The sequence below is a fragment of the Pseudolabrys taiwanensis genome, assembly GCF_003367395.1.
GTDB classification, from domain to species: domain Bacteria; phylum Pseudomonadota; class Alphaproteobacteria; order Rhizobiales; family Xanthobacteraceae; genus Pseudolabrys; species Pseudolabrys taiwanensis.
Window position 1 is genome coordinate 4502078 of the sequence record NZ_CP031417.1, and the last position, 14374, is coordinate 4516451.

Annotated in this window: 13 protein-coding genes; 6 read left to right on the plus strand and 7 right to left on the minus strand. The window is 64.2% G+C overall.

Translation table 11 applies throughout. From position 1 onward, the window contains the following. Both DW352_RS21440 and DW352_RS21445 read right to left on the minus strand, forming a co-directional pair. Positions 1-456 (minus strand): DUF3775 domain-containing protein, encoded by a 456-nt coding sequence (locus DW352_RS21440; protein WP_115693240.1) that lies wholly within the window; start codon positions 454-456, stop codon positions 1-3. Between the two features lie 20 nt (positions 457-476). Then, positions 477-1619 carry an alpha/beta fold hydrolase gene (locus DW352_RS21445; protein ID WP_115694540.1) on the minus strand — a complete coding sequence of 381 codons (1143 nt, stop codon included), beginning with the start codon at positions 1617-1619 and terminating at the stop codon, positions 477-479. Positions 1620-1791: 172 nt separating this feature from the next. On the opposite strand from DW352_RS21445, the gene DW352_RS21450 reads away from it, so the two are divergent. The 3 genes from DW352_RS21450 to DW352_RS21460 all read left to right on the plus strand — a co-directional run bounded on the left by DW352_RS21450 (position 1792) and on the right by DW352_RS21460 (position 5572). Beyond that, positions 1792-2361 carry an HPF/RaiA family ribosome-associated protein gene (locus DW352_RS21450; protein ID WP_115693241.1) on the plus strand — a complete coding sequence of 190 codons (570 nt, stop codon included), beginning with the start codon at positions 1792-1794 and terminating at the stop codon, positions 2359-2361. 152 nt (positions 2362-2513) lie between these two features. After that, the gene (locus tag DW352_RS21455; protein WP_115693242.1) at positions 2514-2777 is read left to right on the plus strand and encodes a hypothetical protein; all 264 of its coding nucleotides are present in this window, start codon (positions 2514-2516) and stop codon (positions 2775-2777) included. A gap of 122 nt (positions 2778-2899) precedes the next feature. Then, positions 2900-5572: an acetate--CoA ligase family protein gene (locus DW352_RS21460; protein ID WP_115693243.1), complete on the plus strand. Its 2673-nt coding sequence runs from the start codon at positions 2900-2902 to the stop codon at positions 5570-5572. Positions 5573-5684: 112 nt separating this feature from the next. Here DW352_RS21460 and DW352_RS21465 read toward each other — a convergent pair whose 3' ends face one another. From DW352_RS21465 to DW352_RS21475, 3 genes are read right to left on the minus strand one after another with little or no spacing between them, the layout of a single operon-like run. Then, positions 5685-6524: an alpha/beta fold hydrolase gene (locus DW352_RS21465; RefSeq protein WP_115693244.1), complete on the minus strand. Its 840-nt coding sequence runs from the start codon at positions 6522-6524 to the stop codon at positions 5685-5687. A 4-nt stretch (positions 6525-6528) separates the two neighbouring features. Further along, positions 6529-7470 carry a 3-carboxyethylcatechol 2,3-dioxygenase gene (locus tag DW352_RS21470; protein ID WP_115693245.1) on the minus strand — a complete coding sequence of 314 codons (942 nt, stop codon included), beginning with the start codon at positions 7468-7470 and terminating at the stop codon, positions 6529-6531. Between the two features lie 29 nt (positions 7471-7499). Then, positions 7500-8489, minus strand: a complete 990-nt coding sequence (locus DW352_RS21475; protein ID WP_115693246.1) for an ABC transporter substrate-binding protein — start codon at positions 8487-8489, stop codon at positions 7500-7502. 190 nt (positions 8490-8679) lie between these two features. On the opposite strand from DW352_RS21475, the gene DW352_RS21480 reads away from it, so the two are divergent. The 3 genes from DW352_RS21480 to DW352_RS21490 all read left to right on the plus strand — a co-directional run bounded on the left by DW352_RS21480 (position 8680) and on the right by DW352_RS21490 (position 12703). Beyond that, positions 8680-9435, plus strand: coding sequence for a GntR family transcriptional regulator (locus DW352_RS21480; protein ID WP_115693247.1), 756 nt, complete (start codon positions 8680-8682; stop codon positions 9433-9435). An 86-nt stretch (positions 9436-9521) separates the two neighbouring features. Then, positions 9522-11834: a xanthine dehydrogenase family protein molybdopterin-binding subunit gene (locus DW352_RS21485; protein WP_115693248.1), complete on the plus strand. Its 2313-nt coding sequence runs from the start codon at positions 9522-9524 to the stop codon at positions 11832-11834. A 29-nt stretch (positions 11835-11863) separates the two neighbouring features. After that, positions 11864-12703: a nitroreductase family protein gene (locus tag DW352_RS21490; RefSeq protein WP_115694541.1), complete on the plus strand. Its 840-nt coding sequence runs from the start codon at positions 11864-11866 to the stop codon at positions 12701-12703. A gap of 113 nt (positions 12704-12816) precedes the next feature. Here the strand turns inward: DW352_RS21490 and DW352_RS21495 are convergent, their stop codons facing one another. Both DW352_RS21495 and DW352_RS21500 read right to left on the minus strand, forming a co-directional pair. Continuing rightward, the gene (locus tag DW352_RS21495; protein WP_342634880.1) at positions 12817-13041 is read right to left on the minus strand and encodes a sulfurtransferase TusA family protein; all 225 of its coding nucleotides are present in this window, start codon (positions 13039-13041) and stop codon (positions 12817-12819) included. Positions 13042-13161: 120 nt separating this feature from the next. Then, positions 13162-14337: a cobalamin-independent methionine synthase II family protein gene (locus DW352_RS21500; protein ID WP_115693250.1), complete on the minus strand. Its 1176-nt coding sequence runs from the start codon at positions 14335-14337 to the stop codon at positions 13162-13164. Positions 14338-14374 lie beyond the last annotated feature (37 nt).

Genomic DNA, 14374 nt, shown 5'->3' on the forward strand with positions numbered 1-14374 from the left:
TCAGAGCCTGTTGATCTCGAACTCCTCGCAGGAATAGCCCAGCATCGACAGGCCTTCCTCCAGGAAATCGCCGACGGTGGGGGTGCCGAGCAGATAGGCCGCGGTCCGGTTGTTGTGCTGACGCGCTGCTTCTTCGCGCACTTCCGCCCAATCCTCCGCGGTGTAGTCGTCGCGTCCGAGCCACGTCAGAGCAACCAGATCGACCTGCTCGTCCACGCTGAGCGCGTTGATCAGCGACACCATCTCCTGCACGACGGGATCGTTGCCATGATCCTCGAGCACAGCGGCGTCGCCATCGTCGGAGGGATTCGAGCCTGTGTCCGGCTCGGTGACGACATCCTTGGCGTCGAACTCACGCGCCTTGACGATGAGAAAGCAGACCTTCTCCGGCGAGATGGTCAGCGGACCTTCGTCATCATCGGGGGAGTCGGTCGTTTCGGCGGGCTGTTTGGCCATGACAATCACCTCGGTGGGGATTAATGCGTGGACACCTCAGGCGTTCCCGCCCGTGCGGCCGATAAAGGTTGATCGAGCCATCGAACGATATCGGGCCAAAAGTCCCGCAGGGTGTCCGTGCCCGTGAACAGGCCGAGATGCCGGCAAGGGGCGCACGCTTTGACGACGTGCCGTGCCGGCGTGCCGGCCAGATCGGCGAGAGCGAACAACTGCGGTGGCGGCACCAATTCGTCGTCGCGCGCCGCCAGCAAATAAAGCGGCGTCTCGAGCTTTGAAAGATCGATCGTCTTCCCCAGCGCAACGAAACGGCCGCGCGCCAGCGCGTTCTGCCGATACAGTTTGTCGACGACCTCGAGGTAGTAGGCGCCGGGAAGATCGACTGTGGCTGCGTACCAGTTGCGAAAGCGCGCCGCGAGGGCGTCGAAGTCGCCGTCGTCGTCAGCGCGATGCGTTTGCAGCACTTGCCCGATGTCGTCGTCGCCCAACCCCATCGGGTTCCAGAACTTGAGAAACTTCTGTCCCAACACGCGGCCATCGCCAACATGGACGAGCTCTCTGAAAAAGGCGGGCGCATTGCTGTCAACGATGGCGGACAAGGTCGAACCGGCTGCCGCGGTATCGATCGGCGCGCCGGCGATGATCAGCTTGCGCACTTTCGTTGGGAAGCGCGCCGCGTAAAGCAGCGACAGCCAGCCGCCTTGGCACAGCGCGACAATGTCCACCACGCCGCCCAGTTCATCTACCAGCACGTTGAGCGCGGCAAGATAATCGTCGATACCGAGAAAGCGCATATCGGGTGTCGCCGAACGCCAATCGGTCAGGAACAGCCGTTCCACGCCGGCGTGACGCAGCGTTGCGACGAGGCTGTGGCCGGGTGCGAAGTCGGCGACCGTTGCGCCGTGCAACGCGAATGGCGCGCACAGCAAGACCGGCCTGCCGGTCGCGGCCGTGCTGAAATCGCGCAGACGGACCGCGCTCAGCTCGAGGGCGACGGTGTTCTCGGTCGCCCATGGCGGCTCAGGCGCTTGCTCTTCGTCGCCACCAAACGCCAGCTCGGTCCAACCCTTCGCGAGCGTGGCGGCAAGTTCGCTTGCCGAGGTCGCGGCGAGCGCCGGCCACATGAATGCAAGGTGAGAAAGCAGGCGTCCGGGTGGCTCGTTCATGGCGATCTCGTCTGCCACGATTTGCGCGTTTCCATGCTGGGTAGAAATGCGGTCCAGGCAATGGGTATTTAAGTACAAGGTTCGCTGAAGATGCGGCCTTGAGGCAAATCAATGTCAGGTGATCCGACGCGCGGGACGCTCTGCTGGTCCTGACAACAATAAGGAAAAAGCCATGCAGACGCCGGTTCAGATCGATTTCCAAGGCATGGAGGCGAAGGCCGACATTCGCGGCACCATCGCCAAGCATCTGTCGCTGCTCGAGGAACGCTATGGCCGCGTCACCGCCGGTCGTGTGGTGCTCAAAGCGCCGGGCGGTCACCATCGCACTGGCGGGCTCTTCGAGATCAATATTCGTCTGTCGCTGCCGGAGGGCCGCGAGGTGAATGTCGGGCGCACCGCGTCGGAGGACGAGCGCCAGTCGGACTTGAGCTTCGCCATCAATGATGCGTTCAAGCGCGCGCGCCGGCAATTGGAAGACCATTCGCATCGTCTTCAGGGCAAAGTGAAGACGCATGAGGCGCCGCCGATCGCGACGGTTAAGCAACTGGATGCGTCCGGCGAATTCGGGTTCATCGAAGCGTCGGACGGGCACGAGATCTATTTTCATCGCAACAGCGTGCTCAATGGCGGCTTCGACGATCTGAAGGTCGGCGCGCGTGTGACCTTCGCGGAGACGATGGGCGACAAAGGGCCACAGGCGACCACAGTGAAGCCGATGGGCAAGCACGCCCTGAAGGTATGAACGAATCAATCGTTCCGGGTATGATCGCCTTGTCGACGAACTGCTAACGCTACGGCAACCTTGCCGATGATTTGCGTCGCCGTTCCTTTGACAGACATCAATAAGTTCCCTTCACATTTGCGATATTAGCGAACCCGTTATGGAGGTCTCGGATGAAGAAAGTTCTCGTGGTGGCCGCTCTGGCCTTGACGCTCGCCGGCTGTGAGACGGCGCGGCAAGATCGCGTTGCAGGCGGTGCTTTGATCGGTGGCGGCACAGGCGCGCTGATCGGCGGTCTGGCTTCACAATCCGCGGGTGGTGCCGTCGCAGGCGGCCTGATCGGTGCGGCGGCTGGTGCGATTATCGCCGACGCCACTCGTCCGGGCCGTTGCTATTACTACACGCATTCCGGCAGGAAGCGTTATGTCCGCTGCTGAGGTGATCGCAGCGTAGGCGATTGGATGCCCGGACCGTCTTTAGGTTCGGGCATCCGCATTTTTAGGGTCACACGCGCATGGTAAGCGGGTGATCGACGCGATCCGGTTGTTCGCAGGTCCCCATGTCCATTCGCAATCTAGACAAGATGTTTCATCCGCGATCGATCGCGGTGATCGGCGCCTCCGAACGGCCGGGTTCTGTCGGTTCGGCATTGATGCGCAATCTCACGCATGCCGGCTTTGAAGGGCCGATCCTGCCGGTCAATCCACGCGCGGCGGCGGTTCATGGCATCATGGCGTATAAGGACGTGGCGAGCCTGCCGCTGACGCCTGAACTTGCCGTGCTTGCCACGCCGCCGGACACGATCGCGCCGTTGATCGCCGAGCTCGGCGCGCGCGGCACACGCGCCGCTGTGATCCTCACGGCCGGCTTTGCCGAAGGCGAAGCGAGGGTCGGCCGCGAACGTGCCGCACAACTGCTCGCTGCGGCACGCCCGCATCTGTTGCGCGTCGTCGGTCCGAATTGCCTCGGCATCGCGGTGCCCGGCATCGGTCTGAACGCGACCTTCGCGCCGGCGCCGCTTTTGGCGGGCAACATCGCGTTCCTTTCGCAATCCGGCGCCATGGCGACGACCGTGCTCGATTGGGCTTTGCCACGGCGCATCGGTTTCTCGGCCATTGTGTCGATGGGCGACATGAGCGACGTCGATTTCGGCGATCTGCTCGATTATTTCGCGCTCGACGACTCGACGCAGGCGATCATCATCTATGCCGAAGCGGTGACGCAGGCGCGCAAGTTCATGTCGGCGGCGCGCCGCGCGGCGCGCGTCAAGCCCGTCATCGTGGTGAAGAGTGGCCGGGCTGAAGAGGGCGCTCGTGCGGCAACCTCGCACACCGGTGCACTTGCCGGCGCCGATGTCGTCTATGACGCCGCCTTCCGCCGTGCCGGCATGCTGCGGGTGAACGAGGTCGAGGAATTGTTCGATGCGGCCGCGACGCTCGCGACCATGTCGCCGCAGCCCGGCAACAGGCTCGCCATCGTCACCAATGGCGGCGGCGCCGGCGTGCTGGCGACGGACCGGTTGATCGAAGAGGGCGGCAAGCTGGCTTCCTTGAGCGACACAACGATCGGCAAGCTCAATGCCGTTCTGCCGTCGACGTGGAGTCATGCAAACCCCATCGACATCATTGGCGACGCGGATGCCGCGCGTTATTCGCACGCGGTCGAGGTGATGCTGCAGGATCCCGATAGCGATGCCCTGCTGGTGTCCTATTGCCCGACCTCCGTTGGCTCGTCGGCCGATGCGGCCAAGGGATTGGTCGATGTGTTGAAGAAATCGGACGTCCAGAAGAAGAACGTTTTCGCGTGCTGGATGGGTGACGCCAGCGTGCAGGAAGGGCGCGCAACGCTGGTCGCCGCCAAGGTGCCGGATTTCGAGACGCCCGAGCGCGCCGTGCGCGCCTTCATGTATCTCGTGCGCTATCGCCAGAGCCAGGATTTACTTCTTGAGACGCCGTCGTCGGCGACGGCCAGCGCCGAGGCCGATACGCAGCGCGCCCATGCGCTCATTGCGCAGGCGCTGGCGGATGGCCGCGAGTGGCTTGATCCAGCCGAGGTGAGTGCCTTCTTCGCCTGCTACGGCGTGCGCTTTGCGCGCACCGAGGCTGTTGCCGATGCGGCGAGCGCTGCGAGGCTTGCCGCTGAGATCAAAGCGCCGGTGGCGCTGAAGATCCGTTCGCGCGACATCACGCACAAGTCCGACGTCGGCGGTGTCGCGCTCGATCTTGCGACGCCGCAGGATGTCGAGGCGGCTGCGCAGGCGATGAATGCACGCGTCGCCAAAGCGAGGCCGCAGGCGCAGCTCGAGGGCTTTATTGTGCAGGAGATGGTGCACAGGCCGGGAGCCTTCGAGTTGATCGCGGGCGTTTCGACCGATGTGACCTTCGGTCCCGTGATCCTGTTCGGGCACGGTGGCACCGCGGTCGAAATCCTGGGGGACAAATCGCTCGAATTGCCACCGCTCAACACGGCGCTGGCGCGCGCGCAGATCGAGCGCACACGTATCGCCCGACTCTTGAAAGGCTATCGCGACCGCCCGCCCGCCGATATCGAGGGCGTCGTGAACGTGCTGATGCAGCTCAGCCGTATCGTTGCCGATCACGCCGAGGTCACCGAGATCGATATCAATCCGTTGCTTTGCGATGCGCAAGGCGTGGTTGGCGTCGATGGGCGCATCCGCGTTCGCAAGGCGGCTGGGTCGGCCGAGGCGCGATTGGCGATCAGGCCCTATCCGCAAAATCTCGAAAGCGAGATCAAAACGCCGGACGGCAAGGCCTATGTCGTGCGTCCCATCCGGCCCGAAGACGAGCCGGCGCTAAGCCGTTTCGCGGCCGAAGTGGATACGCAGGATCTCTGGCATTCGGCCTTTTCGCTGTTGCGCGAGCGCAGCCATGAGACGGCCGCGCGCCTGAGCCAGATCGACTACGACCGCGAGATGACGATGCTGGCCTGGGAGGGCGGTCGCGTGGCGGGCCTGGCGCGCTCGACGGCCGATCCGGATTTCGACGCGGCGGAAGCGGCCGCGATCATCCGTGCCGATCTGCGCGACAAGGGATTGGCGCGGCAGCTTCTGCAAGCGCAGCTTGCGGCCATTGCCGGACAGGGCGTGCGCCGTGCGGTGCTGGTCTATCCGGCGAAGCTCGCGCGCATCAACGCGATCGCCGTGGAGCTCGGTTTCGATGTCGCGCCGTCGCCGGACGATGCGGCCGTGCTGCGGGCGACGAAGAAGCTCTAACCGTCATCCTGAGGCGCGAAGCGCGAGCCTCGAAGGAAGACGGTCACAGAATCGACCCGCACCCTTCGAGGGCCGCCTACGGCGGACACCTCAGGGCGACGACGACGGGTGATCACAATCCGCTCGTCGCCAAGAACTCACGGACCGCCGTCGCCAACCCGTTCGGATTGTCGCCGGCGAGGTCGTGGCTGCCTTCGATCTCAATGGCTGTGGCGCGCGGGTTCATCTGCCGCACTTTGCCGAGCGTCGCAGCCTCGAACATGTTCGACATGCTGCCGCGGATGACCAGTGTCGGGATCGCCATCTCGCTCAGCATCGGCCATAGGAAGGTCGGCACGGGTGAGGATTGACCCGTCTCGAGAGCGCGCCGGAAGTTGTCGCGATAATGCAGGTCGCGCTTGAGCGCGTAGCCTTTGTCGGTCTTGGTCAGGAAAGCTTCCCAGCGCGCGCGGCGCTTGGCGTCGCTCGGGTCGTCATGATCGTAGGTCATCGCTTCGTCGACCGAGGCGAACACATCCGGCTGGCCGCCGATGCGTTGCGCCGTGTACTTGCGGCCCGGCGCGGCGATGTCCGGCGCGAAGTCGACAAGGATCAATCCAGCCACGCGCGTGGGCTTCCAGCCGGCAGTGGCGAGGCATACGCGGCCGCCGAAGGAGTGTCCCATCAGCACGGCCTTGTCCCAGCCGAGATGATCCATCACGGCGATAACGTCGTTGCTCAAGGTCTCGAGCTTGTAGTCGCGCGTCTGGCTCCAGGATGACTCGCCGAAGCCGCGCATGTCGATGGCGACGACTTCGCGGTCCTTTGCCATCAAGGTGCCGGCTTCGATCCAGTCGTAGGAGAAGTAGGACAGGCCGTGCACGATGAGGATCGGCGTGCCGCCGGGCCTGCCGAACGTGCGATAGAAGATATCGACGTCGCTTGAACGGACGCGGCCAGTTGTGTGCGTCATCGGCTCAGGCTAGCCCCGTGACGATGCCCATGCCGGTGATCCATTCCGGCACAAGGTGATAGTATTTGAGCTCGGTCTGAAGCTTGCCCATCGCCTTGGCGGCGGAAGCGGCGGCGACCCAGGTGCGCACTTCGTGCGCGCCGAAGCCGGCGATACGGTCGATGTCCTGATCGGTCATCGCGTCGAAGGCGTCGAGCTTGCCGCTGACGAAGTTCTGCAGGAAGTCGCGATCCCATTGCTCGCTCGGCGGCAGGCACGGGCCCTTGCCGACGACGAGGTCGCGGGCGGCGCGGATGACGCGGTTTTCGCGCGCGTCGAGCTCTTCCTGGCTGGGGATGGCGCGCTGGATCAACCGCTTGGCGACATCGGGCGGGCTCATTTCCAGCCGCGGCGTCGGCGGATCGTGCGACAAGCCGCCGGAGCCAATGAAGCTGATGCGCAGGTTCTTGTCGGCGAGGAACTCGCCGATCGCCGTGCCGAAGGTGCGCACGCGCTTGAACGAAGGTCGCGGATCGGCGGCGCAATTGATGAAGATCGGCAGCACCGGATAGCGCGCCAGCGCGCCGGTGAGCTTGTACAGCGGAATGGTGATACCGTGGTCGACCTTCATCTCGTGCGAGATCGCGACGTCGATGTCCTTGGCGTGCAGGTGGCGCACACAGTCGATCGCCAGCGCGCGCGGCACCCTCAACGGGCCACTTTCGAGATGCCAGTCCTTGGTGCCCTGCGCGGCGGTGCCGATACAGAACATCGGCATCAATTCGTAGAAGAAGCCGTTGAAGTGGTCCGGCCCGAACACGACGACGAGGTCGGGGTTGAACTTGTGCAATGCCGTTGCGCACTGGTCGAGCTCGCGGAAGAACTCGGCGTGCACGCCGTTCTCGGTCTCCTCGACATCGGTCAACATCAAAGGGCTGTGCGAGGCGCAGATCAGTTGGATGCTCATGGTTCCCTCCACATCTCCCGGCGTGCTTGCTACACGCGCGTTTCGCTTATGCCGTTGGCGAACATTTCATCGACGTCGATCAGGCGTGTCGCCAGCCCCTGCTCGTAGGAATAACGCGCCATGGCGGCGAGCGTCCTGCGGTTGGCGTCGTTGAGCCCGTAGGACCAAAAGTCCGCGCCCATCAGTGCTTGCGTCGCCTCGTATTCGGCGCTCACCCAGGGAAGGCCGATCTTGAGCGCAGTCACTTCGACGAGGTCGGCATCGGCAATGCGTTTGGCTTGCAGATACGCCTTGTACAGGCTGGCGCCGAGCCAGGGATGCTTCTCGTGGATGTCGCGGCGGATGCCGAGCGCATGCATGATCGGGAAGATGCCGGTCTTTCTGAAGTAGGCCTGTTCGACGGCGCGATAGTCGGGAAACAAGCGCCGCACCTTCGGGTGACCGTCGATGAGGCAGGACGGTGCGCGCGCGGACATGACGCCGTCGATGGCGCCGTCGGCCAGTAATTGCGACAGCGTCACGTCGTTGCGCGCGACGAGCGGAAAGCCTTCGGGCAGATTGAGCGGAAACTTGTCGCGGCGGCCGGGATTTTCCAGTCCTGCCTGCACCCAGTTGATATCGGCCGCCTTGATGCCGAACTCGTCCTGTAGATAGCCGCGGAACCACATCACCGCCGACATCTGATATTCCGGCACGCCGATGGTTTTGCCGGCGAGATCGGCAGGGCTTTCGATGCCGCGGTCGGCGCGGACATAAACCGCCGAGTGGCGGAACATGCGCGACAGGAAGATGGGGAGTGCCACATAGGGCGTCGGTCCGCGCGACAGCGCGATCAGGAATGGGCTGAAGCCGATCTCCGCCACCTCGAACTCGCCATGGAAATAGGCGCGCTCGAAGCATTCCTCGACCGGCATGGTCAGATAATTGACGTCGCAGCCTTCGACTTTGACGCGCCCATCGAGCAGCGGCCGCACGCGGTCGTAATCCCAGCTGGCAATCGTGAGGGGTAGGCGGCTCATGGCAACTCCCGGTCGTCTAGACCACTACCGCCGCAATCATCGAAAGTCCATACTATTGACTTAATGCCGATGCCCTCCGAGCCGGCTCACCGGCTTGTGGATGCCGCCCGCCAGGCGCGCAGCATTCTTTCCGCCAGACCCGGTGAGGCCGCTATGATGCCACCCCAAGGGTTTGCAGGATGGGCCAACGATGACGGCGAGAAGTGCATTGCGGAGCGCGGCGGGCGGGACGGATCTCAGCCGCAGCCCGGTGGCCCGCTATATTCAGCTCGCCACCCTCTTTCGCAATCGCATCGCGTCGGGAGAATGGCCGGTCGGCGGCCGCATCCCCAACGTCGACCAACTGGCGGCTGAATTCGCCGTCGCGCGCGGCACCATGCGCGAGGCGCTCGGGATCCTCGAACAGGAAGGGCTGCTCGAGCGTATGCGCGCCAAGGGCACCTTCGTGCGCAGCGCGCCGGACACGCACGCGCACAAGCTTGCCATCGATTGGCAATCGCTGATCTCGGCGCACGAGGGCGCCAAGATCGAGGTGCTGGAACAGCGCGTGACGGCCGAACTGCCGGTTGCAGTCCGGCAGAAGGGCACGCCGGCGCCGAAATATCAAATGATGAGAAGATTGCACCTGCGCGACGGCCGGCCGTATCTGATCGCGCAGTTCTATCTCGAGTACGAACTCTTCACGGAAGGCCCGCCGTTGCAATTCCGCCGGCTGCCGACCTTGCCGATTCTCCATCGCATCGCCGGCCATCGCATCGGCCGCGCCTGGCAGATGGTGACGATCGGCACTGCCGACGTCGAGGTTGCCGGGATGCTGAATATCCCGCTCAATGCACCCGTGGCATTGGTCGACCGCGTCGCCATCGACAAGGACGGCGTCATTCTTTATGCCGGCCATGGCATCTATCGCGGCGACGCCATCTCCATGGAGATCGAGCTGCGGTGACTTCGTCGTCCCGGCGGGCGCGAAGCGGGAGATCCGCTCGCATGGGGCAACGCCTTTCATGACTTGGAATTCGGAGCGCGTGTTGAATGTCGGATAACGGAACGTTCAAAGGCCGGCGTGAAGACCGGCGCCTCGTCACCGGCCAGGGCCGCTACACCAACGACTGGAATTTGGAGGGTCAGCTCTACGCCGCGTTCCGCCGCTCGGATCGCGGCCATGCCATCATCAAGTCGATCGACACCAGCGCTGCCGCGAGTGCGCCGGGCGTGGTCGCCGTGGTCACAGGCCGCGATGTCGCCGATGCCGGCTTTGCAACGTTGCCGCCGATCTCCCCGCCGCCGGGACGCGGCGGTCAGGGAATTCTGGTGCCGCAACGGCCGGTGCTGGCGGGCGATCGCGTGCGGTTTGTCGGCGAGGAAATCGCCGTGGTGGTCGCCAAGACCGCGGCGGCCGCGCGCGATGCGGCGGATATGATCGATATCGATTTCGACGATCTGCCGGTTCTTATCGGCTTTGAGAACGCGATGGCCGCGGACGCGACGGTCATTCACGACAACATTCCCGGCAACATCTGCTTCGATTTCGAGTACGGCGATGAGCAGAAGACGGCCGATGCGTTTGCCCGCGCTGCCGGCGTCGTCACCCTCACAGCGGAAAGCCCGCGCGTGGCGCCGACGCCGATGGAAGTGCGCGGCGCCCTTGTTTCCTACGATGCCGCGGCAGACTCGTTCGATGTCTATTGCGCCAGCCAAGGCGGCCCAGCCTTCGGCCAGGATCTGGCGCTGATGGCCGGCGTTCCCGCCGACCGCGTGCGCGTGCATATGGTCGATGTCGGCGGTGCCTTCGGGGCACGCACGGCGCCGTTCCCTGAATATCCGGCCATGCTTTATCTGGCGAAGAAGCTCAAGAAGCCGATCAAATGGCTGTCGACGCGGTCGGAGGATTTCCTCACCGACAATCACGGCCGCGCCGTGTCGCTCAAGGGCGAACTCGCCTATGACGACAAAGGCAAGTTCCTGGCGCTGCGCACCGAATGGCTGTGCGACTCCGGCGCCTATCTCGCGCCCGCCGGCGTGTTGACGAACTCAGTCAATGGCAAGGTGGTCGGCGCCGGTGCTTATGCAATCGAGGCTGTGTATGGCCGCCATCGTCAGGTGATCACCAACACCTCGCCGACGAACGCTTATCGCGGCGCGGGCCGGCCGGAAGCCAATTACATCGTCGAGCGCCTGGTCGACGAGGCCGCCGCCAAGCTCGGCGTCGATCCGCTCGAACTGCGCCGCCGCAACGTGCTGCGCAAGGCACAGTTTCCGTACAACACGCCGACGGGCGTGCGTTTCGACAGCGCCGATTTTCCCGGTCTCCTCGCGGCAGCGAAAGAAAAGGCCGATTGGAAGGGCTTTGCGGCGCGCCGGCGTCAGTCGCGCAAGGCCGGCAAACTGCGTGGCATCGGTTGCGGCCTGTTCATCGAGCCGTCGGGCGGCGGCGGCGTGAAGAAGGACGAAGTGGCCGTGGTGTTCCAGAACGACGGCACCATCGTCATCCATAACGCCGCCGGGCCGAGCGGGCAGGGACACGAGACGGTGTTTCCGGAATTGGTCGGAGGTTGGCTGGGGGTCCCCGTCGAACGCATCGTGAGCCATTCCGGCGACCCCAAGGGGCCGCGGCTCACCGGCGCGCCGTCGATCGGCTCACGGTCTGGCATGACGCTCGGCAGCGCCTTCAAGATCGCGGCAGAGGTTGTCGTCGAGAAAGCGAAGAAGCTCGCCGCCGACGCGTTGGAAGCGCCGCCTGAGGACATCGAATTCAAGGATGGCGTGTTCACTATCGCGGGCACCGACCGCACGATGAAGATGACGGAAGTCATCGAGCGCCACGCCTCCGATAGCCCGCACCCGCTCGACACCGTTGCCGAGCGGCCGCCGTCCATGGCGTTTCCCAGCGGCGCGCATGTGGTTGAGCTCGAGATCGACGCCGATACCGGTGACATCGAAGTGGTGCGCTACACGGCGGTCGACGACATCGGCAATGCCATCAACCACACGCTGGCCAACGGCCAGCTTCTCGGCGGCATTATGCAGGGCGCCGGGCACGTGTTCGGCGAACACTGCGCCTATGACGAGAGCAACGGGCAGCTGATCACCGGCAGCTTCATGGACTACTGCATGCCGCGTGCGCATCTGTTGCCGGCGATCGATCTCGTCGAACACAATGTGCCGAGCCCGAACAATCCGCTTGGCGCCAAGGGCGTCGGCGAATCCGGCACGACCGGCGCCATGCCGGCCTGCATGAACGCGGTGATGGACGCGCTGCGGAGTGTCGGCGTGAAGCACTTCGACATTCCCGCCACGCCGTCCCGCATTTGGGACGCTATCGCGGCGGCGAAAGCGGCGGGCTAGGCTGCCGCTGCACCGGCAAGGGGGTGGCGATGGCGGATACGATCGACAGGCTGAGGGCGGCGCTGTTCGAGCGGTTTGGCGAGAGCTTTCCGGTACCGGAAGGCCTCGCCGGTCTGGACGAACTGGCACATATCGCCGCGCATCACGTCTGCCGGCGCTATCAGCCGCGCGATGTGAGCCCCGACTTGCTGCGTCTACTCTGCGCTACGGCGCTGTCGGCACCGACCAAAAGCGACCTGCAGCAGGGTGATATCCTCATCGTGCGCGACAAGGCGAAGCGCGAAGCGATTTGCCGCCTGCTGCCCGAGATGCCCTGGCTGATGGACGCGCCGGTGTTTCTCGTCTTCCTCGCCAACGGCCGGCGGGTGCCGCAGATCGCCGCCATGCGCGGCACGCCGTTTCCGAACGATCATCTCGATCTGTTCTTCAACGCGACGGTCGACGCGGCCATTGTGCTCGCCAACTTCGTGCGCGCGGCTGAAGCCGTCGGGCTTGGGTGTTGTCCGATCAGCGTCATCCGCGATCACGCGGCGACGGCGAGCGAGATGTTGGCGCTGCCGGATAAGGTCGTTCCGGTCGCCGGCATGGGCTTGGGCTGGCCGGCCGAGGACGGCGCGATCTCGCCGCGGCTGCCGCTCGACGTGACCGTGCACGAGGAGACGTTCTCTGAAGACGGACTGGCGGCGCACATCGATGCTTACGACCAGCGGCGCGCGGCGATCCGCCCCTATCGCCGTCAGCGCGAGCCCGAGCGCTTCGGGGCTGCGCCGTTCTATGGCTGGTCGGAAGACAAAGCGCGGCAGTATGCAAAGCCGCAACGCACGGATTTCGGCGTCTTTGTGCGTGGCAAGGGATTCAAATTGGATTGACCTCTGCCGTCCCCGCGATAAGCGGGACCCATACGCCGTGCTCTCTGATAGGCTGCGGCATAGGGGCGCGGCTCGCGCTCGCAAGAGCTCGCTTGGCCGGAACGACCAAGGCGCTATTTCTTCCTGATCACGAATGTCAGCACACCGTCGGCCTGCGCTTTGTTCTCCAGCGCATCGCCCGTCTGCCGCAGCAGGTTCGGGATGTCGATTGCCGCCAACGGATCGGTGCATTCGATCGTCAGCAGGTCGCCGCTCGCCATGCCGCTCAAGATCTTGCGCGTGCGCAGGGCGGGCAACGGGCACTTCAGACCGCGAAGATTGACTGTCTTTTCCGTCATCGCGTCCATTTAGCGCATGCCGCCGCGTCCGCAAACATTGCCCGGGGGCTCTCCGCAGACGGAGCCCCACGAAATGGGCGCCATCGCGGCTCTTGAGCCCCATTTGGGAACGAGCGATGCCTAGCTCAACGGCACCATCGACAGCTTCGGGTCGGTCGCCGGGATGTGGGCCTCCGGCAGGCCCAGTTCCTTGCGCACGATGTTCGTGCCACGCGTCAGCGCCACCATCTTGTAGAAGGCGTGCATGCGGCTCATGCCCTGGCGGCCGAAGCCGCAGTCGCTCGTCAAAATGAGGCGCTCCGGCTCGATGTATTGCAGAGCCTTGCGGATCAGATCCGCGATCTCCTCCGGCCGCTCGACCTGCAAGGTGCGGTGGCTGATGACGCCGAGCGCGATCTTCTTGTCCTTGCCGATCAGTTTGCCGAAATGCTCGAGGTCCATACCCTTGTTGAAAGCGCCTTCGACGGTGATCACGTCGACATCGAGTTCGTTGAGATAAGGCAGCGCGGCCTTGTAGCTCTGATCCTTGCTGGCGACACGCTGCGCGGCCGGCGAACCCCAGCAGGTATGGCACCACACCTCGCAACGCTGGCGCAGGCCTTTCACCTCCTTATTGAATGCCTCCACCCACTGCTCGGGTTTGATGCTCTGGTTGGGGTCGGCGATCACCTGATGAATGGCCGGCTCTTCGATTTGAATGAGCGGCGCGCCGGCATCGGCTAGTGCGTGATATTCCTTGTTCAGCGCCGCCGACAAATCCATCAGCAACTCGAGCCGGTCGCCATAGTGTTCGTTGGTCAGCATCAACGCGAGAATCTGCGCCGAGATCGTGCCGATCTTCACCGGTTTGTCGGTCATCGGCGCGATCGCCTTGTAGGCGCGGTCGAGTTCGAGCTGGGTGTTGCCGATCTTGCCCGACACCGGCGGCGTCATGCGGGTCTCGATCACCTCCCACATCAGGTCGCCGGGTCCTTTGTCCTTCATGAAGCCGGCCGGCGGCACTTCGACGCGCGGTGCGCCAATGCCTTCGACCCGCTCCGTCACGTAGCTCACCCAGCCGCGGCCCGCGACGTCGTCGTCGAGGCGGGTGTCGCCGTCGACCATGATATCGATGCCGGCGCGGTGCTGCGCTGCCACGTGACAGGCGAGGCAGTCGAAGTGCTGGTCGCGGTAAGCAAGGCGTGAAAATCCGTGCGACAAAGGTAAGCCGCGCAGGTTTTCGGTGTACCAAGCAGGGCGCGGCAGCGCTCCGGTCGTGGTGGTCAGCAGCGCCTTGTCCTTGGTGGTGGTGAACACGCGTTTCCCCTTTTCACTTATCGAAAAGCTACGCTTT

Excerpts from the sequence above, each read along its gene's own strand:
- DW352_RS21475 (WP_115693246.1), bottom strand. The coding sequence starts at position 8,489 with ATGAGCCGCCTACCCCTCACGATTGCCAGCTGGGATTACGACCGCGTG.
- DW352_RS21495 (WP_342634880.1), bottom strand. The coding sequence starts at position 13,041 with ATGACGGAAAAGACAGTCAATCTTCGCGGTCTGAAGTGCCCGTTGCCC.
- DW352_RS21480 (WP_115693247.1), top strand. The coding sequence starts at position 8,680 with ATGACGGCGAGAAGTGCATTGCGGAGCGCGGCGGGCGGGACGGATCTC.
- DW352_RS21485 (WP_115693248.1), top strand. The coding sequence starts at position 9,522 with ATGTCGGATAACGGAACGTTCAAAGGCCGGCGTGAAGACCGGCGCCTC.
- DW352_RS21450 (WP_115693241.1), top strand. The coding sequence starts at position 1,792 with ATGCAGACGCCGGTTCAGATCGATTTCCAAGGCATGGAGGCGAAGGCC.
- DW352_RS21445 (WP_115694540.1), bottom strand. The coding sequence starts at position 1,619 with ATGAACGAGCCACCCGGACGCCTGCTTTCTCACCTTGCATTCATGTGG.
- DW352_RS21465 (WP_115693244.1), bottom strand. The coding sequence starts at position 6,524 with ATGACGCACACAACTGGCCGCGTCCGTTCAAGCGACGTCGATATCTTC.
- DW352_RS21470 (WP_115693245.1), bottom strand. The coding sequence starts at position 7,470 with ATGAGCATCCAACTGATCTGCGCCTCGCACAGCCCTTTGATGTTGACC.
- DW352_RS21455 (WP_115693242.1), top strand. The coding sequence starts at position 2,514 with ATGAAGAAAGTTCTCGTGGTGGCCGCTCTGGCCTTGACGCTCGCCGGC.
- DW352_RS21490 (WP_115694541.1), top strand. The coding sequence starts at position 11,864 with ATGGCGGATACGATCGACAGGCTGAGGGCGGCGCTGTTCGAGCGGTTT.
- DW352_RS21440 (WP_115693240.1), bottom strand. The coding sequence starts at position 456 with ATGGCCAAACAGCCCGCCGAAACGACCGACTCCCCCGATGATGACGAA.
- DW352_RS21460 (WP_115693243.1), top strand. The coding sequence starts at position 2,900 with ATGTCCATTCGCAATCTAGACAAGATGTTTCATCCGCGATCGATCGCG.